Annotated in this window: 22 protein-coding genes; 18 read left to right on the top strand and 4 right to left on the bottom strand. The window is 56.6% G+C overall.

Features of this window, described 5'->3' with window-relative positions; genetic code table 11:
• Positions 1-62: 62 nt before the first annotated feature.
• The 11 genes from JHD59_RS05795 to JHD59_RS05745 all read left to right on the top strand — a co-directional run bounded on the left by JHD59_RS05795 (position 63) and on the right by JHD59_RS05745 (position 9,046).
• The gene (locus JHD59_RS05795) at positions 63-839 is read left to right on the top strand and encodes a PhoH family protein (RefSeq protein WP_199153520.1); all 777 of its coding nucleotides are present in this window, start codon (positions 63-65) and stop codon (positions 837-839) included.
• Positions 840-974: 135 nt separating this feature from the next.
• A complete protein-coding gene (locus JHD59_RS05790) occupies positions 975-1,652 on the top strand; it encodes a hypothetical protein (RefSeq protein WP_199153519.1) in 678 nt (225 codons plus the stop codon).
• A 91-nt stretch (positions 1,653-1,743) separates the two neighbouring features.
• Complete coding sequence (locus tag JHD59_RS05785; protein WP_199153518.1) at positions 1,744-1,971, top strand: RNA chaperone Hfq; 228 nt, start codon at positions 1,744-1,746, stop codon at positions 1,969-1,971.
• Positions 1,972-1,974: 3 nt separating this feature from the next.
• Positions 1,975-3,339: a DnaB-like helicase C-terminal domain-containing protein gene (locus JHD59_RS05780; protein WP_199153517.1), complete on the top strand. Its 1,365-nt coding sequence runs from the start codon at positions 1,975-1,977 to the stop codon at positions 3,337-3,339.
• A gap of 52 nt (positions 3,340-3,391) precedes the next feature.
• A complete protein-coding gene (locus JHD59_RS05775) occupies positions 3,392-4,492 on the top strand; it encodes a toprim domain-containing protein (protein ID WP_199153516.1) in 1,101 nt (366 codons plus the stop codon).
• A 1-nt stretch (position 4,493) separates the two neighbouring features.
• Complete coding sequence (locus JHD59_RS05770) at positions 4,494-5,078, top strand: hypothetical protein (protein ID WP_199153515.1); 585 nt, start codon at positions 4,494-4,496, stop codon at positions 5,076-5,078.
• Between the two features lie 12 nt (positions 5,079-5,090).
• Positions 5,091-5,753 (top strand): hypothetical protein, encoded by a 663-nt coding sequence (locus JHD59_RS05765; RefSeq protein ID WP_199153514.1) that lies wholly within the window; start codon positions 5,091-5,093, stop codon positions 5,751-5,753.
• Between the two features lie 13 nt (positions 5,754-5,766).
• Entirely contained in the window at positions 5,767-7,173 is a 1,407-nt protein-coding gene (locus tag JHD59_RS05760; RefSeq protein WP_199153513.1) for a hypothetical protein, read from the top strand.
• Positions 7,174-7,203: 30 nt separating this feature from the next.
• Positions 7,204-7,377, top strand: a complete 174-nt coding sequence (locus JHD59_RS05755; protein ID WP_199153512.1) for a hypothetical protein — start codon at positions 7,204-7,206, stop codon at positions 7,375-7,377.
• Between the two features lie 66 nt (positions 7,378-7,443).
• Positions 7,444-8,094, top strand: a complete 651-nt coding sequence (locus JHD59_RS05750; protein WP_199153511.1) for a hypothetical protein — start codon at positions 7,444-7,446, stop codon at positions 8,092-8,094.
• Positions 8,095-8,101: 7 nt separating this feature from the next.
• Positions 8,102-9,046, top strand: a complete 945-nt coding sequence (locus JHD59_RS05745) for a replication initiator protein A (RefSeq protein ID WP_199153510.1) — start codon at positions 8,102-8,104, stop codon at positions 9,044-9,046.
• Positions 9,047-9,736: 690 nt separating this feature from the next.
• On the opposite strand, the gene JHD59_RS05740 is transcribed toward JHD59_RS05745, so the two are convergent.
• From JHD59_RS05740 to JHD59_RS05725, 4 genes are all read right to left on the bottom strand, one after another.
• Positions 9,737-10,132, bottom strand: coding sequence for a hypothetical protein (locus tag JHD59_RS05740; protein ID WP_199153509.1), 396 nt, complete (start codon positions 10,130-10,132; stop codon positions 9,737-9,739).
• Positions 10,129-10,845 carry a ParA family protein gene (locus tag JHD59_RS05735; protein ID WP_199153508.1) on the bottom strand — a complete coding sequence of 239 codons (717 nt, stop codon included), beginning with the start codon at positions 10,843-10,845 and terminating at the stop codon, positions 10,129-10,131. Before JHD59_RS05735 ends, JHD59_RS05740 begins: the two co-directional genes overlap by 4 nt.
• A gap of 210 nt (positions 10,846-11,055) precedes the next feature.
• Positions 11,056-11,697: a site-specific integrase gene (locus JHD59_RS05730; RefSeq protein WP_199153507.1), complete on the bottom strand. Its 642-nt coding sequence runs from the start codon at positions 11,695-11,697 to the stop codon at positions 11,056-11,058.
• 211 nt (positions 11,698-11,908) lie between these two features.
• Entirely contained in the window at positions 11,909-12,379 is a 471-nt protein-coding gene (locus JHD59_RS05725; RefSeq protein ID WP_199153506.1) for a helix-turn-helix transcriptional regulator, read from the bottom strand.
• Between the two features lie 433 nt (positions 12,380-12,812).
• Between JHD59_RS05725 and JHD59_RS05720 the strand changes: the two genes are divergently transcribed.
• From JHD59_RS05720 to JHD59_RS05690, 7 genes are all read left to right on the top strand, one after another.
• Positions 12,813-13,010, top strand: a complete 198-nt coding sequence (locus JHD59_RS05720) for a hypothetical protein (protein WP_199153505.1) — start codon at positions 12,813-12,815, stop codon at positions 13,008-13,010.
• 86 nt (positions 13,011-13,096) lie between these two features.
• A complete protein-coding gene (locus tag JHD59_RS05715; protein WP_199153504.1) occupies positions 13,097-15,124 on the top strand; it encodes a hypothetical protein in 2,028 nt (675 codons plus the stop codon).
• A 236-nt stretch (positions 15,125-15,360) separates the two neighbouring features.
• Complete coding sequence (locus JHD59_RS05710; protein WP_199153503.1) at positions 15,361-16,506, top strand: MoxR family ATPase; 1,146 nt, start codon at positions 15,361-15,363, stop codon at positions 16,504-16,506.
• 3 nt (positions 16,507-16,509) lie between these two features.
• A complete protein-coding gene (locus JHD59_RS05705) occupies positions 16,510-17,151 on the top strand; it encodes a sigma factor (protein WP_199153502.1) in 642 nt (213 codons plus the stop codon).
• Between the two features lie 46 nt (positions 17,152-17,197).
• Positions 17,198-20,557 carry a DNA polymerase III subunit alpha gene (gene dnaE, locus JHD59_RS05700; RefSeq protein ID WP_199153501.1) on the top strand — a complete coding sequence of 1,120 codons (3,360 nt, stop codon included), beginning with the start codon at positions 17,198-17,200 and terminating at the stop codon, positions 20,555-20,557.
• Between the two features lie 69 nt (positions 20,558-20,626).
• The gene (locus JHD59_RS05695) at positions 20,627-21,283 is read left to right on the top strand and encodes a hypothetical protein (RefSeq protein WP_199153500.1); all 657 of its coding nucleotides are present in this window, start codon (positions 20,627-20,629) and stop codon (positions 21,281-21,283) included.
• A 138-nt stretch (positions 21,284-21,421) separates the two neighbouring features.
• The gene (locus JHD59_RS05690; protein WP_199153499.1) at positions 21,422-22,321 is read left to right on the top strand and encodes a hypothetical protein; all 900 of its coding nucleotides are present in this window, start codon (positions 21,422-21,424) and stop codon (positions 22,319-22,321) included.
• Positions 22,322-22,355 lie beyond the last annotated feature (34 nt).

Below are 22,355 nucleotides of genomic sequence, written 5' to 3'. Positions count from 1 at the left end.
TCGCCCCGAAAGGGGCTTTTTCGTTCCGACGTCTCGCCATGTTTTCCTGATGAAAGGTCAATATGAGCTACGGCAGAAACCGCCACAACGAAGCATTCAATCTGAAACGCAGCAAAAAGCGGGGCGCGCGCAATGTTGCCCCCGACTTGTGCGATGTATTGACCGCCATTGACGCAGTAGACCGCCCAGGATTGCGCCAAATAACCCAACCCCTGCAACCCCGCACCGAGCGTCAGCGGCGCTATCTGGGGGCGATGCGCGAGTCGGTCATCACTTTCGGTATGGGGCCGGCCGGCACCGGCAAGACCTACGTCTGCGGGGCTTATGCCGCCGATGAGCTTGCGGCGGCGCGGATCACCAAGATCATCATCACCCGCCCGGCGGTGGAGGCGGGGGAGAAGCTGGGGTATCTGCCGGGCGAGCTTGAGGACAAATACGCGCCGTATCTGGCCCCCTTCCGCGATGTCCTTGACGAGCGGCTGGGTAAGAGCCATGTCGATCTGCTCCTGAAGCGCGGCAGGATTGAAGCGAGTCCTCTGGCCTACATGCGGGGCCGCACTTTCCGCGACGCCTTCGTGATCTTGGATGAGGCGCAAAACACAACGCCGGAACAGATGCGTATGTTCCTGACCCGGATTGGCGAGAACTGCCGCGTCGTGGTGAATGGGGATGTCCGCCAGCAGGACATCAAAGGTCAGTCGGGACTCGCTGACGCCGCGGCAAGGCTGGGATGGATTCCGCAGGTAAGTATCGTGGAGTTCACCGCGGAGGACATTGTCCGTAGCGACATCGTCTCGGACATCATCCAAAGCTACGACAAGGATTGTCCGCAGCGCTAAGGAGAATTTCCGCTGCAACAGGAGGGGAGAAGAAATTCTCCCTTCAAATCCAGAAACCTCTGGGTATAATATTAATATAAAATATATATATAATTATATTAATAATATTATTTATAATTTTTAAGTGTAACTTTTATGAACTATAGGGAACACATAGCGCGGGCGCGCGCGAGCCTCCGCCTGCTGGCCACCGCGGAAGATTACGCTCAGCAAGAGCAATTCGCCTCCCTGACCGCGTGGTTCGACTACCGCTTCTTCTCCCCGGATGTCCGCGCAGTTCTGCTCCTAGCGGCCTACGATGACAAGGCCCGGCAGTTTCAGCACTCCCACATCGATTGCGCCACCGCCTACACCCCAAGACATGGCTCTGACCCGTTTGGCAATGAAGTCTTCGCCCGCGGCATTCACAGGCTCAGGCTGATGGTTGACTGCGTCGGCTGCCCATACGATTTCGCCATGCGCAACCTCTTTGATCGAGCCAGCGCCATAGGCATCAGCCAGATGCCCATCGCGGCAGAGTTGGGGCTGGGCGACGCTCAGGATGCACTAAGGGAGGCTTGGGCCGGCGCCACGCTTGACCGTCTATACGTGCCTAGCAACCCGACATTCAAAGCGGAGAATTACACGGGAACCTCCCTCCAAGACGCTTACCTTACATTTGCTGCTTACCAGATACGCAAGCGCCCACACCCACACATGGCGCTCGCCTCTCTGATGTTTCGACACAAGGTTCTGCCCCAGCAATTCGCTATGGAGCGCTTCGGGCCTGGCATGGTCATGAAGGCGGAGGAGCACTATCGAAAAGAGGCTTAATTTTTCCGATAGAAATCAGTCATTCCTGACTATAATGTCAGTCATTCATGACTATTTTATCAATCACTTTCATTTCAACGGGGAACGCATGATGCAAAACCAAACCCAAGCCGGCCAGCACCGCTTCAAGGGCCACGATGCAGTTCTGGCACGCGCCCAGGACGCGAAAAAAGAGATCTCCATCAGACTGATAGATGGCACCTATGTATCGGGCGTCATCGTTGCGCGCGACCGCTACACCGTCAGCCTGCGCATCCCGTCTAAGGGCGTCTGGATCTACTACAAGAGCGCCATCTGCGGCTTCAGCGTGGCGGAATAAGACATGAGCGCGGAACTTGCCTACGAAGAAGGCCTGGACGCCGAGTTCGCCTCCTCGCCGGTGGCGACCTTTGAGTTCGACGCCGAGTTTCAGAGCAAGATTGCCGCCCTGATGCTGCGCGACTCCGTCTTCATGTCTCGAATTGACGGCTTGGTGGAGCCGGCGCACTTTGAAGACCCTTGTGATGCGGTGCTGGCCAACATGGCCATTCGCTACTACAAGGTCTATCGCAAATCGCCCGACCGCAGCATCCAGGCAATCCTGCTGAAAGAGGACATCGACAAGAAGATCATCCGCAAAGAGTTTGTGCCGGAGGTGATCGAGAGGCTCAAGAAGCTGAACGCCATCGACATCAGCGACCGCGACTTTGTGGTGGACAACGTCGCGCAGTTTGCACGCTGCCAGGCGATGACCAAGGCCATCGAGTCGTCGATTCACAAGCTGGACAAGCGCGACTTTGCCGGTATCGAGAAAGAGGTCCAGCGCGCGCTAAACGTAGGCGCGAATTCTGAGGGCGCCGGCTACGACTTCTTTGAGGAAATAGAAAACCGGACCACGGAACGGAAAGACCGAGCAGCCGGCAAGATACTCGATACAGGCGTCACCACTGGCTACGCCGCCCTGGACGATCGGCTGTATCAAAAGGGTTGGGGCCGTCAGGAGCTTGCCGTTCTGATGGGGCCGGCAAAGGCGGGCAAGACTACCGCCATGATCAACTTTGCCAAAAACGCCTGCGGCGCCGGCTACAACGTCCTCTATGTGACGCTGGAGGTGGCGGCCAAGATCATTGCGGCGCGCCTCGATGCATCGATTACCCGCACCCCGATGATGGCGCTGGGCACCAAGATCATGGACATCGACACGAAGATCCGTGCCTTCAGGAAGAAGGCGGGGCTGTTCAAGATCCATGAATACCCGACCGGCACCTTGAAGGTGAGCGAGCTGCGTCGGCTGATCCTCCAGTATCGGTCCCAAGGCATCAAGTTCGATCTGATCGTCATCGACTATGCCGACCTGATGGCGCCGGAAGTCTTCACCCAAAACCCGATTGAAAACTCCAAGTCGATCTACGTGAACTTGCGCGGCATGGCCCAGATTGAGGACGTGGCCATCCTGACCGCCACTCAGACCAACCGAGAGGGCGCAAAGGCGGGCGTCGTCACCATGACCCACGTCGCGGAAGACTTCAACAAGATCCGCATCGCGGACGTGGTGATCAGCCTGAACCGCAACGAGGAAGACATCGCCGCCGGCCAGGCGCGCCTCTACTTTGCCGCGTCACGGAATCAGGCGGGGAACATCACCGTCGTCGTGAAGCAGGACATGGAGGCGATGATCTACATCGACAGCATCGTCGAAGTCATTTGATCCAGAGGGGCGGGCATAGAGTTTTGCCCGTCTCTTTCATTTTTTTATCGCTATGGCAATCAAACCGGAAATTCTCGACGCACTCGAAACCATCGACCCGGAATACCTTCTGGAGCGCGAGGGCGTCAACTACACCGAGTCTTACGGCTCGTCAGGCCTGCAGTTCAACGTGCAGGAGTGCCCAAAGTGTGGCGGGCGGGACTGGAAGGTATTTCTGAACGCCGAGACAGGTCTGGGCAACTGCTTTCACGGCTCCTGCAGCGCCAAGTTCAACAAGTTCACATTCATCATGGCGCTGACTGGCAATGTCGGCCGCGCGCTCGACGAATACATCACCAGTCTCGCGCAAGAAGTCGGTTGGCGCCCGCGCCGCCGATCAGAGGTGAGCGCGGCAAGCGATAAGCAGCTTGAGCTGGTTCTGCCCGAAAGCTACCGCATCCCGTTCGCCGACGGCTCCAATCTGCTCTACCTGGAGAACCGCGGCATTACGGCCGACGTGTGCAAGGCATACGGCCTACGCTACGCCGAGAAAAGCTGGTTCAACTACGAGCTGGACGGGCAGCGCAAGGGCCAGCTCTACGAGCAGCGCGTGATCATTCCTGTCTACGACATGGATGGCCAGCTGGTCAGCTTCCAGGGCCGCGACATTACCGGCAAGGCAGAGCGCAAATACCTATTCCCGCCTGGCTTCGCATCGACAGGTCGCTACCTTTACAACGCCAACAACTTCCCCAGCGATGGATCTGCGCACACCGCGATTATCAACGAGGGCGTGTTTGACGTTATCGCCACCGACATCGCCCTGCGCACCCAGCGCGATCTGCGTGGAGTGGTGCCAGTGGGAACATTCGGGAAGCACCTGTCTACCGGCGGCGAGCGCTCGCAACTCGCGGAGCTGCAGCGCCTAAAGCATGAGCGCGGCCTCAAGCGCGTGGTGTTCATGTGGGACGCTGAGGTGGCGGCGGTTGATGATGCCATCGCGGCCGCCGAGGTTGTGCGGGGCCTGGGCCTTCAAACCAGCCTGGCGCTGCTTCCCAAGGGCAAAGACCCAAACGAGGTTGCGCCGAGTGTCGTCTGTCACGCTTACCGCACTGCAAAACCACTAGATCGACTGAGTGCGATCCGCATCAAGATGGCAGCAAGGAAGGGATGAAATGTCACTGGTCAAAATAAACATCGAGAATCGTCTGGCAAAGGCGGAGAAGGGCGGTAAGTTCTATCAGGTCTCGCAGGCTGAAGTCGGAGGCCGGTATTACGTCTGGTCCTCTTACGCTGGGTCTGCCCTGCTGCACGCCGCCGGCGCGGCAGAGGTGAAGGCGCGAATCTCGACTTCCTCCTCGCCCTCCGCGCCAGTCTTCCCCATCGACCGCCAGCGCAAGACCTTCTTCGTGGGCGCCTACTCAAGCAAAAAGGCCGCGCAGCTCGCCGTAGATGACCAGGCGGGGAAGAAGTCAAAGTCCTCAAGCCGCTATCAGTTCTTCACCGTCACGGAACATTGCTACGAAGAGACGGCCCCGGCGTCCGATTTTCTCTCGACGATGGCCGGCATATTGCCGGAGGACGAGGTTAAGCGCATGACCGATGCGCTCGCCATCATGGCCGGCGCCGGCGGGGCGCTCCCGGAGGAAATCGCGCAGATGAGCGACGATGAAATCTTCGCCCAGCTTCAAGACGCCCCGCCAGCGAGCAGACCCGAAAATACCACCAGCAAGACAAATACCCATTGGGCAACGTGGTAAGGAGACCTCGCTGTGAAGCTGCCAAACCGACCAACCGACATCCCAGCTGACGTTCGTTTCGAGGACGTCGGCAACACAAGAAGAAACGCATTCTGGATGGCCTGCGACCATGACGGTGGCCGCGTGAACTACGCCGCCTGTCTGACCAAGACGGCGATCATCAAGATCTCGCCGGCGGCTGGCGAGCACGCCTACCCAACATGCTCGAAAGCCGTTCGTTCGGGCACTTGCCAGTGCGTCGATATGCGCCGCGAGGAGATCGGTGCGGGCAAGGCGATATGGTTTATCCAGCGCCCAGATTACGACCCGGCAAACGACCCTGTGCCGGTCACAGTTGAGCAGCGGGCCGAGCGCATTGTGTCGGAAAAGACGGGGTCGTCCTGGCGCTCAAAAATTGTCCAGCGAGGTGCGGGGCACAGCCAGCCGGCTCCGCGACGAGCGATGCCTGTCGCCGGCGGAGAGACCGATTATGCCCAAGCAATCAATGCTCAGTTGGCGGCCGAACGTGTCGCAAAAATGCAACATCAAATCAAACCAAATCAAACCAAATCATCCGAAATCAATCGGGTTGATTTGAGTTCAAATCATATCAAATCATCAGCAGCAACCACCCCGTCAAAGGCGCTGAGCTTGATCGAAAGAGCGCGCGCTATGATGGCAAATAAAAATCAGTAAGGAATGACTATATATGAACAGCAATAAAATTTTCGCCTTGATCGAAAAGATCGCGTCCGTCAGCGGCAAAAAGGAGAAAGAGTCCCTTCTCAAAGGAGGCGTTGAGGCGGACGACGGCACGCTTGCCCGCGTCCTTGAGCGCGCCTACAACCCGCTCTACAGCTACGGCGTTCGCAGCTTGCCGGCCCGCGCAGCCGCGAACCCGGACGGCGCGGTCTTCGACAGCCTCACATTCGCCGTTATCGACAATTTGCGTGAGCGCATCTTGAGCGGGAATGCCGCGATTGCCGCGCTTCAAACAGAGTTCGATCGCCTAAGCGCCGACAGCGCCGAGCTGCTGCGCCGCGTGGTGCTGAAGGATATGCGCGCCGGCTTTTCCGACTCGACGATGAACAAGGTGCGTAAAGGCTGGGTGCCTGAATTCCCCTACATGCGCTGCTCCCTGCCTAAGCACGTCAAGCTCCATGAGTGGGATTGGGTGAATGGCGTTCTCAGCCAGGAGAAGGCAGACGGGATGTTCTTCAACATCGACATGCCGATCGGGGAGGGTGTCCAGTTCAAGACGCGCCAGGGCACGCCGGCACCGGAAGGCTGCTTCCCGGAAGTTGAGCGCCAGCTGGGGACATACTTCACACCAGGCTTCCAACGCCACGGTGAAATGCTTGTTGAACGTCACGGCCAGATCCTGCCGCGCGAGGAGGGCAATGGGATCTTGAACAGCGTGCTGCAGGGCGGCGCGTTTGGCCCCGGCGAGCGCCCGCTGCTCAAGCTGTGGGACGAAGTGCCCCTCGCCTGCATCGTGCCAAAAGGCAGAAGCGAAAAGCCATACAGTGCCCGTCTTGCAGGCCTGATCACCTGCCTTACCCGACTCAAGGCAGAATTGGGCGATGCGCCGCCGGCAATCGAGTTGATCGAAACCAAAATGGTCTTCTCGATTCAGGAGGCCTACGCCCATTACGCGGCTTTGCTGGCTCAGGGCAAGGAAGGAACCATCATCAAGAAGCGGTCGGCTGCCTGGCTGGACGGCACGAGCAAAGAGCAGGTCAAGCTGAAGCTGGCCGTTCCTTTTGAGCTGCGGGTGAAAGAGCTGGTTCCGGGAGACGCCAATGGCAAAAACGCCAATCGAACCGGCTCCCTTCGCTGCGCGTCTGAGGATGCTCTCCTGGTAGTGGACGTTTCCATTCGCGGTGAGGCGATGCGCGACGATGTGGACGGAGACCCAGGCAAGTGGATTGACTCCATCGTAACCATCGAAGCGAACGGCGTGATGAAGCCCAAGAAGGAGGGCGGCCTGCACTCGGCATTCCTCCCCGTATTCCTGGAGCGCCGCCTGGACAAGACGACCGCAAACACCCTGGCTGAGATTTTCGACCAGTTTGATAACGCCATAAAAAACATCGCCGACCTTGCGCCGGTATAAATCAGTCATTAATGAATAAGGATAATTGACGTGATCGACACAGGAAAACCATTTGATATTGAGGCTCTTCGCAAGACTATGCCCTGGCGGGTAGTCAGTGGAGGGAAGGGGAAACTCGTGGTAGTTGATAAAGAAAATCGTGAAGTGGATATGGGTGACATGCTCAACACCATAGAGGTGATTTCCATGAAACTGGCACAGTAAATTCCCCACTAACTTTCGGACACTTGTAGAATCTTTGCCTGCGCTTGCACCAACCAGGAGAAAGACATGCAAGTGTCCGAACTTTTTATGGGCGACTGCCAATCGCTCGCCGTGTTGAACAAAAGCAAGCTCTGGCAACTCGACACCTCAAAACTCACCACAATCAACCTCATTTCCTTCATCAAGCAGGCCGCCATCGACGGGTTTGAATACGAGGCTCGACAGGATGTTCTCATCTTGCTTGAGCGGATGCTCGATAAGATGGTCGCGGGCACCATCCCCTACAATCCGATCGTGACTTACGACCCGGCGCAGCCCAGGCGTCAACCGCGTCTGCTGGGTGAATACTGCACCGACCTTATTGAGCTGAGCATCCCGCGCCGACGCGCAATTCTGTTTGCGCTGGAGACGGATCTGGATCTCTCGCTCGACGATGTCGTTGAGCTGTCCTGGCGGGCCGCGGCCGAAGCAGCGACGACAGAAGCCAGCAGACGAATCGTTATGGGCCTGCCGCGTCACTTGCGCCTCCCCTATGCCTTCTGGGAATGGATGGACCACGCCCGCGCAATGCCCCTCGTCGGGCTGCAGGCGAGCTTTGAGGGCATAAGTGGGGGCAGATCATTCCCAGAATACAAGGCGGGCTACAAGGGCGCTTTGCGCGTCATGCCTGAAGCAGATGCAGAGCTAGTCGCCCTGCAATGTGGTTTGCAGCTATAGTTTCGCCATGAGTGAAGAAGACAAGAAAATCCCGCCGACTGCGCAGGAGCTGATTGGCCAGATAGATCTGATCCAAAAGAAGAGTCAGACGCGCAAGCGCTCAACCAGCAAGGCCGACAGTCCGCCTCCAGTCCAGCCCGATTTTTTCGAGCTGGATGTTCCCTTGCTTGAGTTCGCTTTCAAAGACGACATCGAGAGCATGGAGGCGCCGATATACTCGCTCTCCACCAGGCCCGACACCAAGGTTTTCACTTGGGAGAGCGCGGACGGTAGACGCAAGATCACCATATCGCCGTCTGTGGATGTCGGCCGCGCCACGATCTTCGACAAGGACATCCTGATCTACTGCACCTCGCAGATCATGGCGGCGATGAACGCCGGGAAGCAGCCAAGCAAGCGCGTTCGCTTTGTGGTCAGCGAATATCTTCGGGCGACCCACCGCGGCCAATCCGGGGACGACTACCAGCGCTTCAACGACGCGATGGCACGCCTGCGCGGGACAAGCATCACCATCGCGGACGAGACGGACAAGCGGCGCCGCGGCCAGGGCTTCGGCCTGATTGATAGCTGGCAGGTGGTTGAAAAGCTGCAAGCGGGAAAGCGAAGAATGGTCAGGGTGGAATGCACCCTCTCTGACTGGCTGTTTGACGCCATCAGCGACCGCAAGATTCTGACGATCAACCCCGAGTATTTTGATCTGCGCAAGCCTATCGAGCGCCGTCTGTATGAGGTCGCCAGAAAGCACTGCGGCAGCCAAGAGACGTGGAGGATCGGTCTCGATACCCTGCGGCTGAAATGCGGCGTTCAGGACCAGCTGCGAAACTTCCGTAGCTCATTGCGCAAACTCATAGCCGAGCAAAGCATCCCAGACTACAGCCTGGAGCTGGACGACTCGGATATGGTCATCTTCCGGCCAAAGCCATCGGCGCTACTTGCAGGCGAAACCACGTAGTAGTGATGCGCAGCTAAGTGCAGGTGAAACCACGAAGCAAGGCCACGGAGAAGATTGGAGTGCAGGCGAAACCACGAAGTAGAGGGGTTGCCGAGCGTGTTTGAGTGCAGTTGAAACCACGAAGTCACCGCTGCAGGCGAAACCACGAACCAAGAAGTGCAGGCGAAACCACTAACCCAAGAGTATCTCCGAGGTATTGACCAGGAGCATTCAAGGGGCCAGTTGGTATAAAGTGCCAATATTACCAAAATTCCTAGTGTTAAGAGCCTAGATTCAAGGCATGGCAAGGTAATGGTGGCATAGGAAGCCAACCTCAGCCTACGGCATCGTGGTTTCGCCTGCAGCAGATTGGACCTTCGTGGTTTCGCCTGCAGTTCCGACAACGTGGTTTCAGCTGCACTTGAACGTGGTTTCGCCTGCACCCCATCGAGGGATCAACTGCAGCCAATCGTGGTTTCGCCTGCGCGGCTCCGTGGTTTCAACTGCATTAGACAATGCTTGTCCACAGCCTTATCTACGTAGTTTCACCTGCACTAATAGCCCGCAAAGCCCCGCCAGACAGGCAATCCAGAAACCGTAACACGCGCGCACGCGCACGCGCGATTTAACTTGTTTTAACTCTAATTAACTGAAAGCGTCGTCCAAAAGCAAAGGGCGCCGAAGCGCCCCTCATGACGAAAACGACAGAGATTACGGCTTCGCGCCAGCTTTCCTGATCATACGATCAAGCATCTTCTCAAGCGCAGTCAACGCCAATGCATGCTGGCTCGCCTTCGGTGTGTTGTTGGCTACCCACTCCAACTTCTTCTTCAGTGGCTCAGGAATGCGCAGCTGAAAGTTCTCGATCACACGCGGATTCGCATCAACCCAAGGCAACTTCTCTTCCTGGATCGCTGTTTGCAACTTAGGAGTGACAGTCACCGCCAGATCCGAGTCCTGCTCTCCTTGGCCTTTTACAGCCTCAAGTGCTGCCAGCTTGTCTTGATCACTTACAGCAAGAGCAGGCACAGGTGTTCCGCCCACAGTAAGGGTCGGCAGGTCGGTAAGTGCAGGCGCTTTGTTCAGCTTTTGCGGGTCTTTGTTCATGTTCTCTCCAGAATGGCCAGAGCCTCGTTCAGCAGGGCTTGATACTCCTGTTGGGCGATTGCGTTGGAGTCACTCCTGGCTTCCATTTCAACCACACCGCGGCCGGCCTTGTAAGCCGTTCTGCAGACTTTTCTTTCATAGATCACCGTTTCCATCAACGGGGCAACATCTTGCACTGCCAGGCGTTTGCCCATGACGCTCATTTGCGTGTTGTGCAGGAAGTCGATGCACTCGTTGGTTTCATCGGAATTCGAGCGATTGGTGCTGGCGCCGTTGATGAAGGCTCGGACAACGGGTGGGCGGCCGATACGCATCTCAACACTCTTCACCACCTCAACGAATTTGCCCATTGCCATCGCGTCAGTCGCGCTAGGCATCACCGGGCACAGCGAAAGGTCTGCAATCACCATCCCCGCGTATAGCGCGCTGCTGAAGCCGCCAGAGGGGTCAATGATGGTCAGGTCGTAGTTCTTGGCCAGGTCGATGACCTGTGAGCCGAGGGCGTCTGCAGGAATACACACAGTCACGATGCTAGGCTCCACGCCAAACGTATTGCGTAGCTGGCTCCAGATCATCGTGGTGCCTTGGGGGTCAGTGTCGATCAGCAGAACACGGAGTCCATTGCTGGCGGCGGTAGCGGCGAGGTTCCAGGTGGTGGTGGACTTACCGCAGCCACCCTTCGAGTTCGCAATGAACAGGATTTTGCTCTGCATGATCGGCTCCTAAAAAATTTATAGTAGCAAGAAATTGAATTGATGTGAACTCAAATGAATTGAAACCATATCAATTTAAATGATTTGAATTGAATTCAAATCAAATCAGTTCAAACGAAGTCAATGCAATCCAAATCAATTGATATGATATGGGTTGGTATGAAATGATATTGATATGTAGCGCGCTGTGCGCCCTTCCCTTTCAAGGATTTACAGCAGCTTGATGAACTTGCGAAGACGCTCGGGCGATGTCTCTACGTAACCTTGAGTGGTGCTGACAAAGGCATGCCCCATCAGAACCTGAATCGAACGAAGGTCAACGCCCATTGCATTTAGACGTGTTGCAAATGTGCGTCTTCCTGAGTGCGAGGAGCCTCTAAAGCCCGCCTTCAGGAACAGTCTGGCGAACAGCTTTTGCATGGTATTTGGCGAGAAATGGCCACCCTTTTGCGACATGAACAACGGCTGATCCATATCGAAACGCCCCTGCTTTTTCCGTTCTGCAAGGAAGTCGTCCAGGGCTTCGAGCAACTCCTTCTTCTCCAGAAAAGTCTCGCGGACTTTGAGGCCCTTCGTTGTTTCTGCCCGCAGCCGGACGCCCGCCTTCACTTGGCCTGACGGATGCAGCACGTCGCCTAACTTGAGGCCCGCCAACTCCTTCGCGCGCAGGCCCAAGAAAAAGCTGAACATGAAAATTACCCGGTCGCGTTTGTCGTAGCGGTGATTGAAGGAGTCGAAAACATCATCCAGCTCAAGCTCGGTGAAGGTGGGCGCCTTCCCTCTTGGATTCGCAGGGCGAACCTGGCGCCGGCCACCGCCAGCGCTGCGCTTGCCTTCATGTGTTGTTTTCATGCCAATGGACCCCCCTCAAACGGACGGTCTAAAGGTAGCAGACGGCATAAGCAGCCCGCAAGGAGAAATAAAGAAACTTGATTCTCAATGACTTAGGAAGAAATGTCCGAAAATGTATCTTTTAGGACATTTTTGGAGGGCCAAGACAAAAAGAAATGCCCCGCTCAATACGCTGGGGCAGTTCTTAAAAGGGGGAGGGGAGGGGACTTGGTCAGGCGTCTTTGAGCGCATCTTTATCTACGACGCGCAGGGCTTGGCGTTTGGATGCGATCTCTACAAACAGCTTGAGGGCTTCAATTTCCTCTTCGGTCTCTGCGACCAGATCGTTGTAGGGCGACAGCTCTCGGAGGGTCTTCAGTAGAGTCCGCTCCTTCTCGGTCACAACCTCGCGGCCCAAGAGGGAGTCAATGACTGCCGCGACGCCAGGCTGATACTCGCGTAAAGCAATCATCAGCAAGTGAGCCGGGTCTGCACCGATCGCTTTGGCAAACTCAGGCGTCTTGTCCAGCGGCATGTTGATGTCGCCGTTCTTGATCATGCTGATCACGTTTTGCCGCGGGTAGCCGACCTCTTCTGCTATCTGCTTCTGGGTCTTGCCGGTCAAATCCATCATTGCGGACAGATAGTTAGCTACGGACGCGGCCCGCTTCGTCGGCTTGTTAGAATTGATCGTCTTACGCATAGTGAAACCTCATTCAAAAAAAACAATAATGTATGACTGATTTTTGCAGATTGTATAAATCAAAAATGACTGATATATTAATGCAGATTTGCTGCATTGACAATATCATAGAGTCATAGTGCTGGAGTTAGAACGCATCGCCCCCCCTTGATGTTGGCGATCACGCTCTAAAGACAGCCATCTGCAAGCGTCAATCATGCAAGTATGCCGCATTAAGTAACATATCTTTACAGATGTGTCACCGTTTGTAATAATTTGCGCCACAACATAACTAACTACTGACTGTTAGCTCTAGCTGTATGATAAACAGCCTGAGCGAAATTTCAACAATAAAAATCAGTAGTGAGTGACTAGAATAATTATTCGGCCAGATCGGCCAATGCGTATCGGGTAAGGTCAGTAAAACAATTCTTTCTGAACAGGAGCGCAAACCGTGCATCATTTAGTAGTTGATGGAGAAAATGCATCTTTTATTGCTAATGTCCTTGAAAATGGCGAAGTGTTGAACAACTCCATAGTAGCCGGGCTTCGAGTGATACGCTTTTACAACAAAGAGGCCGGGCGGGAGATGTTGGCCGTCCAAAACCCTTCTTCCGGTGAATTTTTGACCGTTTCTTTAGTCGAGAGTTAATCAGTCATACATGACTTACTATTTACTTCCAATAAAATGATTTTAGTATTGCATAACTGATTTTAATATCCCGTTGGTGATGACAAATGCTTACACGAGTTCAGATACTGCGCGAGGCCATAACGAGGGTGGTCGAGATCCTCGCTTCTCGCAAGATAAAAGTCATACAAAGAGGCCTCATCGCCAAGGTTGAATACAATAACGCAGGAGTCCCAATTGCGGTTTACGTGCCATACGTTCCTGATGATGCAAGCGAGGAGCTTTGCGACGCAATCCAGGGCTTTGTGGACCATGAGATTGGCCATGTTCTCGACTCTGACCCTGCTGCATTGAAGAAGGCGCGTGCGCTCAACGTCCAGGCGCTGCACAACATCGTCGAGGACGTCTATGTCGAAGCTGCGCAAGAAAAACGCTTCCGCGGGGCCGCATACAATCTTGACCGGACACGTCAATTCTTCATCAACAAGGTCGTCATACCAGGCATGGCAGACCCGGAACGGCGAAAGCAGCTGTTGCTGAACTGCGCCCTTCGCGCTTGGGGCGGCCAGCTGCCGATGATCAACTTCATGGCAGACAAGTGGGGGTTCACGGACGGATTGAACGAGCGCGTTCCTGAAGAGTTCAAAGGCCGGCTGAGAAGCATGCGCTCCTCCCACGACGCTCTTGCGCTGACGCTGGAGCTGAAGAAAATTCTGACTGAACCAGAGGCGCCGGAAGAAAAAGGGGGCGGCGCCGAGAAGGGCGGCTCGGGTTCAAAAACTGAAAAGAAAGAAAAGCCCACAAAGTCGTCAAAAGGCGGAGAGGAAAAAGAGAAGCCGAAGGAGAGCGCGGCTGGTGACGAACCTCCGCCGAAAGAAGGAAAAGCGGACGAAGAAGCTAGGCCGGAGGAAAAGCCCGACGACGAGCAAGATGGCAAAGAGGGTGATGATGTTGGGCCGGGCGGAGCCGAGGGGGAAGGGGGTGAGGAGGCAGACTCGCCGCCCGGCGGATCGTCTGGAAGGGACTCTGCGACTGATGGAGAGGACGGGGACGCTGATGAAGGCGATGGCGAAAAGAGTGGTGCCGGCGAAGGGGGTGAGTCCGATGCGGGCGCTGCAGAGCCATACCTGTCGGACGATGACTTGGCCAAGGTCGAGAGCTTTGACGACGCACTGTCTGATGCGATCCGTAAAGACACATTAGAGTCCATTGCGCACCAGGACTATTTGATATTCAGTAGGGACTTTGACCGCGTAGTCCCGATGGAGCAGCTGATTGCTGAGCGGGGGCGAGTTGAGTCCAGCAAGTTGCGCGAATACGTGTCGCAAATCGAGGACGAGTATCGACCGATGGTCGGGGCCATGCAGAAGGACATTGAGCGGATTTTAGCCTCCCGCTCGCTCTCTTCTTGGGAGGCCGGCCGTCGCTCAGGGAGACTCAATGGGGCCTCTTTGCATCGCCTGGCAGTCGGCGATGATCGTGTGTTCCGGCGCCGCATAGACGGCATCAAGATGGAGACGGCGCTTACCATCTTGGTTGACGCCTCCGGCTCGATGTCAGGCTCCCGCATTCATGTGGCCACGAGTTCCGCATTGGCGCTTTCCGACACCCTGGACAGACTCAAGATTCCGCACGAGGTCATTGCCTTTACGACTGCCGGCTGTTTCCCATCATCTTCCGGCTTTGCCGAATCAAGTAGGGAGTTGTCGGCGATGGGCAAGAAGTATGGCCGCTCTGAGACGATTCTGATGCCGATCTTGAAGTCATTCAATGACAGGCTGACGGACGCAAAGAGAGACAACTTCGCGGCCTTGCCCATGCTGGGGATTCTGAACCAGAACCCTGACGGTGAATGCCTGATCTACGCCGCTGAGCGCCTGCGACAGCGACCAGAGCGGCGAAAAGTTATGTTGACCCTGTCTGATGGTGAGCCATGCTGTCCTGGCGATTATGTCGCCCAGCACTTCCACCTCAAGCATGTCGTCGATAAGCTGAACAGCGAGGGCATAGAAACCGTCGGCATCGGCATTCAAACCGACGCTGTTGCCGGTTTCTATAGCAAGCATGTCGTCATCGACAAGCTGTCAGACATGCCGACTGCCGTTATGCGGCAACTGGCTAATGTGTTGTTGTAAGTCCATGTGAAGTGATGTGAAATCATATCATGTGATTTCACATCACACCGTATGAAATCAAATCAAATCAATTGATTGCATTTGGTTTCGCCTCTTCTCGTCCGAAATTTACATCGCGCTGAGACGCACACCATCCTGTGAATAAGGGCGAAAATTGACACTTGAATTCAGTCAGTAATTACTGACTTTTTGAAAAAACGCTGATACAGTAGCCGAGATTTTTTAAAGGGGACGCCATGACTGCTACCGCTGCCGACACCATTGACTGCCAACTATGTGGAGCCAAGGTCCACGCAATGAAGATCCATTTGCGCGACTCTCACCCGGAAGTCACCCTGGAGCAATACCAGGAAGCGCACCCATCCGCACCGATTCACTCCCCCTACGCGCTTGAGCGTATCCGCGAAGCCACCGCGGCAAAGGAGGCGGCCGTGTCCGCCTCTACTGAATTTGCCGCCGGCAAGGCGCCGCTTCATGAAGTCTTCAAGCTGGGGGCTGTTAAAGGCGCAATGAGCGCCCGCGGCACCGCCATCATGATCAATATCCTTGATGCGGGCGAATTCACCAATATGGTGCCCAAGAAGGATGATGGCTACGTCTACGATATTCCGAACCTGAAGGACGTGCTGCTGGCGCTTGAGGTCGATATACCCTGCTACATCTGGGGCCACGCCGGCACCGGCAAGACAACCTTGGTCGAGCAGGTCTGCGCGCGGACGAACCGGCCGATGCTGCGCGTTCAGCACACGGTCAACACCGAAGAGAGCCACATCATCGGCGCTAAGACCGTTCGTGATGGTCAGGTGCTTTTCGATCTCGGCCCTCTGGCGCTCGCAATGAAGCATGGCTGGACTTATGTTGCCGACGAGTATGACTTCGCTCAGCCATCGGTGCTGTCGGTTTATCAGCCGGTGCTGGAGGGCAAGGCGCTGGTGATCAAAGAGGCCGATCACGAAAACATGGTGATTGAGCCGCATCCCAACTTCCGCTTCGTGGCGACGGGTAACACGAACGGGACGGGTGACGAGACCGGCCTCTATGTCGGAACGTCTGTTCAGAACGAGGCCAACTATGACCGCTTCGGCATGGTGATTCACAAGAAATACATGCCCGAAGAGGAAGAGGCGAAGATTTTGCAGTTCCAGGGAGGCCTGGAACTGGAGGACGCAAAGCGCATGGTGACGTTCGCTACGAAGGTCCGCGAAGCATACGACGCCCGCAAGATCAGCAAGCCAATCTCCCCGCGCACGCTCATCTTTGCTTCCGTGATTGGCGTCTGCCGCGGGAACCTACGGGCTGGGGTCGAGCGCAGTTTTATGTCCAAGCTGACTTCCATCGACTACAAGGTAGTCGAGGAATTGGCGCAGCGAGTGCTGGGGTGAGCGATGGCGCAACTCATCGAGCAGTATGAGGCGCTGATCCATAAGCTGGCGAGGCGGGCGAATACCCGTCTTCGCGCCGCCGGCTGCGATGGTGCTTGTCTGGAAGATCTGCTGCAGGAGGCTCGGCTGTGCTTTGTGCGGGCAGAGCGGGGGTTCGACCCGGAGGCCGGGGCGAAATTCATCACCTACCTCTACCTGGCGATTGAGCGAGGCTTAAACCGCTATATCGACGGTTTGATTGAGGCCGGCCTGGCGGAGGTCAGTGCCGACAATCTCGCCCAGGATGACGATGGTCAACGGTATGACTTTTTCGACCGCTATGTGTCGGAAGAGACGCTTTCGCCGGAGGAAATCATCGAGCGAAAGCAGTCCTTCCAGCACAACCTCAAGCGGGTGGCAAAAGACAGCGTTGCCTTAGCCATCGTCCGAAACGTAATCAGCCCAACCCAGGCGCTAGAGCAGGCCTTCCATGAGCATGTGCAGGATAGGGTCGAAATGATCACCGCCGGCGAGTTTCACGGGCGGCCGCCGAAGACGTGCGGGCTTAACTTCATCGCCCGCTTCTGCTCTGGCGGCGATTGGAAGAGCCGTAATCGAGCCACCAAGCTGATCAAGCAAGTGTATGCCGACTACTTGCCAGCGTGAATCGGTCAAACTTTTATACCTGATAATCAGTAATTGCTGACTGAAAATGATAGATATTTCATTGAACAACCGCTCCAACTTCTCGCTGGGCGAGTCCATGCTGCAGGTGGATAAGCTGGTCAGACTCTCTGCTGAGGCCGGCTACAGGACGGTCGGCCTGGCTGACACCATGACGATCTCTGGCCTCCCCCAGCTCTTCGGCGCCGCCAAGAAGTGCGGCGTGAAGGCGGTGATGGGCGTCGGGCTTCGCATCTACAAAGATCCTCTGGCGAAGAAGGATGGCGCCGCAACGAACTACAGCTACAACCTGAAGGCGTTCATTCGCAACGAAGCAGGCCTGCGGCAGATGATGAACCTGCTCTCATTGGCAAACGACGAGGCTCACTTCTACTACCACAGCCGGATTGGGCTTGAGGAGGTGATCAGCCGTCTTTCGCCGGAGAATTTCTTCCTGACGACCGGCGATATGTTTGGCCTGATGTCACTGCCCAATGAGCTGACCTCTGAGCGCCACGCCCAGCAGCTGCTCGACGCCGGCTTTGAGCTTTATGGTGAGCTGACGCCAGTAAATAGCCCGCTGTTCGACAAGGTGAACCGGCGCACCATTCTCCTTTGCGACAAGTTGGGGCTGCCCACCATGTCAGGTTATCCCGCGCTATACGCAGAGCCAGACGACGCCGATGCGCTTGGCGTGCTGCGCACCATCGTCAGCAACAGCAAAGTATACGATGGGAAGCCCAAGACGCCGGCCGCGCGCGACCACTGCCCGGAAGAGCCTAAGAAGTTGATTGAGCGGCTTGGGGCAATGAAGGCCAGGCTTAGCACGCTCGACGGTATCGACGCCGGAGATCTTATCCGAAATAGCCTAAAGGGCAATCAGGCCATTGCTGACGGCTGCACATATACCTTCGAGAAGATGGCGCCATGCATGCCCAAGATGGCTGAAGACGAATTCGGTGAGCTGGTGGCGTTGGCTAAGGCCGGCTGGGCCAAGCGGTTCGACGGGGAAGTTTTCGGCTATAAGCCGGCGCCGGATGAGCTGCGCCACTACGCTGAGCGCCTCAAGTTCGAGCTGGAGACCCTGAACCGCATGGGTTTTTCTGGCTACTTTCTGATGGTCCGAAAAATCGTCAATTGGGCGCGGGAGAACGGGATCAAGACGGGGCCAGGCCGGGGATCGGTTGGCGGCTCGCTGGTTGCCTACCTGATAGGGATTACCGAGGTCGATCCGATTCGTTTCGGGCTTTACTTCGAGCGTTTCATTAACCCTAGCCGCGTTGACTTGCCCGATGCCGACCTTGACTTCGCATCTGCCCGGCGGCTTGAGATTATCGAATGGCTGCGGGATGAATACGGTGATGAATACGTTGCCGGGATCTCCAACTACACCACGCTGCAATCGGCATCTGCCTTGCGCGACACCGGCCGCGTCTACCAGTTGCCGATCTTTGACCTGGACTGCACGAAGGCAATCCCCAAAGAACGCGGCGAGTCGATGCCCTTGCTTGAGGCCTACGAGAGTGTGCCGGCGATCAAGAAGTTCGCCGAGAAGTATGAGGACATTTTCGTGAACGCTGTGAGACTGGAGGGCGCTGTGCGGAGCTTTGGTCAGCACGCCGCTGGCGTGATTGTCGCCGGTGAGCCGATCAGGAACCGCGCTGTGGTAGAGACCCGAACTGGCGGCCCCGTCACCAATTGGGACAAAACCACCGTAGAGGATTGGGGCTTGATCAAGCTCGACGTGCTGGGTCTGTCCACGCTTGATGTCTTGTCTCACGCGCACGACTTCATCTTGGAGCGATACGGGGTCGATGTGGACTTCACCAGGCTGGACCTGACGGACGAAAAGGTGCTGGAGGCATTCGGGAAGGGTGACACGACGGCTGTCTTCCAGTTCGAGTCACCAGGCATGAAGGGGTTGCTCAAGTCGTTGGCGGAGCGGGAGAGGCTCACCTTTGACGACATCACCGCGGCGACCGCCCTTTACCGACCAGGCCCAATGGACTCTGGCATGCTCGACGACTATGTCGCGCGTAAGCAAGGGCGCATGCCTGTCGAATACGACCACGAGCTGATCGAGGCCGCCACCAAGGACACCTATGGGGTGATGGTCTACCAGGAGCAGGTGATGCAGGTAACGCGGGACATGGCCGGCTTCACCATGACCGAGGCCGATCACGTTCGTAAAGCGATGTCCAAAAAGGACCATGACAAGCTGGCCAGCTTTGCCGAGAAGTTTGTCGCCGGCGCCACTGAGCGCGGGGTTGACCCCTCGATCGCGGAGGCTGTTTGGTCGAAGATGGCGAGCTTTGGTGAGTATGGCTTCAATAAATCACACTCTGTCGCCTACACCCTCATTTCCTGGATGACCATGTGGGTCAAGGTTTACTACCCCACCGCCTTTTACGCGGCGACGATGACGGTCGAAGATAAAGAGGAAAAAGTCACCTCGCTGGTGGCGGACGCGAAGCTGCATGGAGTCAGCGTGCGTATGCCCGACATCAACACATCCACGCACCGTATCGAGATCCTCGACGTCGGCACCCTGCTGCTGCCCTTCAAGACCATCAAGGGCGTCAGCGAAAGCACGGCATCCCACATTCTTACGGCACGGTCGCACGCGGGGGAGTTTTCCAGCGTTGCGCACTTCGAGGAGGTGCTGTCCGAGCTGGGCATTAAGGGCAAAGTGAATGCCCGAGTGCGCGATGTAATGGATAAAGTGGGCGTCTTTGCCTCAATTCAGCCTGATGCGCTGCCGGCCTCCGATGCGTCCAGGCTCAAGGACCAGATGATTCTGGTGCCGGGCTACGTCACAGAAATCGTCAAGGCCGATAGGCCGGTTGACGCGGGAAAGACGGCGCAGGACAAGCTGATTGTGGTGCTGAGCGAAATGCGCGTATGTGGCGAATGTTCGCTTGCAGGTAAAACCCACCCGCTGCCCCGGCTCGGCAAGTCGCCAAAGTTCATGATGGTTTTCGACTGCCCCAACTGGAAAGAGGAGCAAAGTGGCAAGATTCTTGAGGGTGATGTGGGCAAGCATGTTCGTGCAGCGCTAGCGGCCGCCGGCCTGAGCGAGAGCGATGGCTACTTCACCACCCTCGTCAAAGCGGCAAAGGACGGGAAGTCGCTGACGTCCGATCAGATCAAGTGTTGCTCCGGCTTTATCGAGCGCGAGCTGGAGATACTCAAGCCGCCGGTGATCATTCCGATGGGCGCGGCTTCAATCAAGCATTTCCTGCCGGGCCACAAGGGCGGCACGAAAGAGCTTGTTGGCAAGGTCTTCTTCGACAAGAAGCTCGACGCCTCGATCATCTGCGGTTTCAATCCCGCGACCATCATTTACAACCCCGAAGAAGCCAAGACGCTCGCCGCGGTTGCAGAGCGAATTGCTGAGAGCGTCAGCTGAGCGCGGGTGCCCTGCCCTCCTGCTTAGCTGAGTAAAAATAACCACGTCACATAACATGAAAGGTGAATTATGAGTCAGGCACTATCTGACGCCGAGCTGGACGCAATGCTTGCGGACTTGCCCACCGAAACCACGCCCGCCCGCAAGAATGAAGCCGCAGGCACTGAGGCAAAGGCTGAACCGCCTCCCTCCCCCGCTGAGCCGCCGAAGGTTGTGCAGCCCTCCCCTCGCCCCAGCGCCGGCAAGCTGGCGATCACAAACTTTGTCGATCCCGAGCAGTTGCGGAAGGACGTCTCCATCTCTGATGCGAAGCTGGATGAGGAGCTGATCAATCACTCCGCCATGCTCGCCTACTACGGAGGCTTGGCGACAAAGGCTCGCCTCCAGCGCGACAAGTGCAAGACCTCGCTGGAGATTGGTGAGGCCAAACTGTCCGAAACTATCCGTCAGCGGATGATGGACGATGGCCAGAAAGTGACCGAGGCTCGCCTGGAGCAGCTGGTTCGCTGCGATCCAAAGTATGCGATGCTCCGACAGCTCTACGACGAGGCGAATGCCGCATGCGAGCAGGCCTTGGTTGCCCTGGAGGCGTTCAAGCAGCGCTCATCTATGTTGATCCAGCTCGCCTCCTCCAGTCGTCAGGAGCGCGGGGCTGATCTGGCGATGCGCGGCATCGATGCGGCGAAAGAGTCCGCAATGGCTGCCATCAGGGGGCGCGCTGCTTGAGTAGAAAAATCAGTCAGCAGTGACTAAATTTAATGATTAAATCCAGTCACTGCTGACTATAATAAACATACCGCGAAACTAGCACCGCTTAGTGCTTAGTTGGTTTCGCACCTCTAAACAAAATAAAGGAAATACACAATGTCTGCACTTCTTGAAATGCTTGCCAAACGCTCTGCCGCGATCAAGGGGGCTTCTGGTAATCGAGAGAAGGCCATTACCCCCGAGAGTGGCGCGACCCGTTATCGCATTCTGCCTTCCTGGCGCAAGACGGCTGACGGCAACTTCGACTCCCAGGCGGAGTTCTTCCACGAGTTCGGCCAGCACTTTATCAAGGGTGTAGGCGAAACCAAGCCGAAGGCTGTGTATCTCTGCCTGAGCAAGACCTACGGCCGCCAGTGCCCGGTTTGCGACAAGTTGGCTGAAGGCATTGCCAAGTCGTATGACGACGACGTGATCAACGCGCTGAAGGAGGCGAAGGCGCAGGGCAAATATCTGTTCAACGTCCTGATGCCCGAGTCTGGCGACCCGAACACCCCGAAGATCCTGGCGCTGCCGCCGACCGTGGCCCAGCAAATCTTCGACAACATCACCGAATGGGGCGAGGAGATGATCTCGCTGACCGGCGGCCGCGACGTCATCATCGAGCGCACCGGCACCGGCCTCAGCACCAAGTATGCCGTTCGCGTCCACCCGAAAACGACGGACGTGCCGGCTGCCGTGATGAACAAGATCCACGACCTGGATGAATGGGTGAAGCAGGAGAACGACGAGCAGGAGCGTCGCGCGCTGGCTTCTATCGGCGCAGTCGCCGGTTTGTTGGCCGCGCCGGCCGGAATTACGACCGGGTCCGCCCCGAAGCCGGCCTCCACTCCGATTGCTGACTTTGGTAGCGCAGATGAGGACGATGATGCGCTGCGCACGCTGGAGATGGCTGCCCCCGCTGCCGAAGGGGCGCCCGCATCTGCCCCTGCTGAGGCGGCTCCTGCCGCTGCGGCCGGCGCTGATGTGGATCTGGACGCACTGCTGGCTACTCTGTAATGAACCCTCAAAGGGCAGGCTCGCGCCTGCCCTT

It is taken from the genome of Chromobacterium sp. ASV23, assembly GCF_016428945.1.
GTDB lineage: Bacteria > Pseudomonadota > Gammaproteobacteria > Burkholderiales > Chromobacteriaceae > Chromobacterium > Chromobacterium sinusclupearum.
The sequence above is the reverse complement of the archived record's forward strand: the minus strand, read 5'-3'. Positions and strand labels throughout refer to the sequence as shown.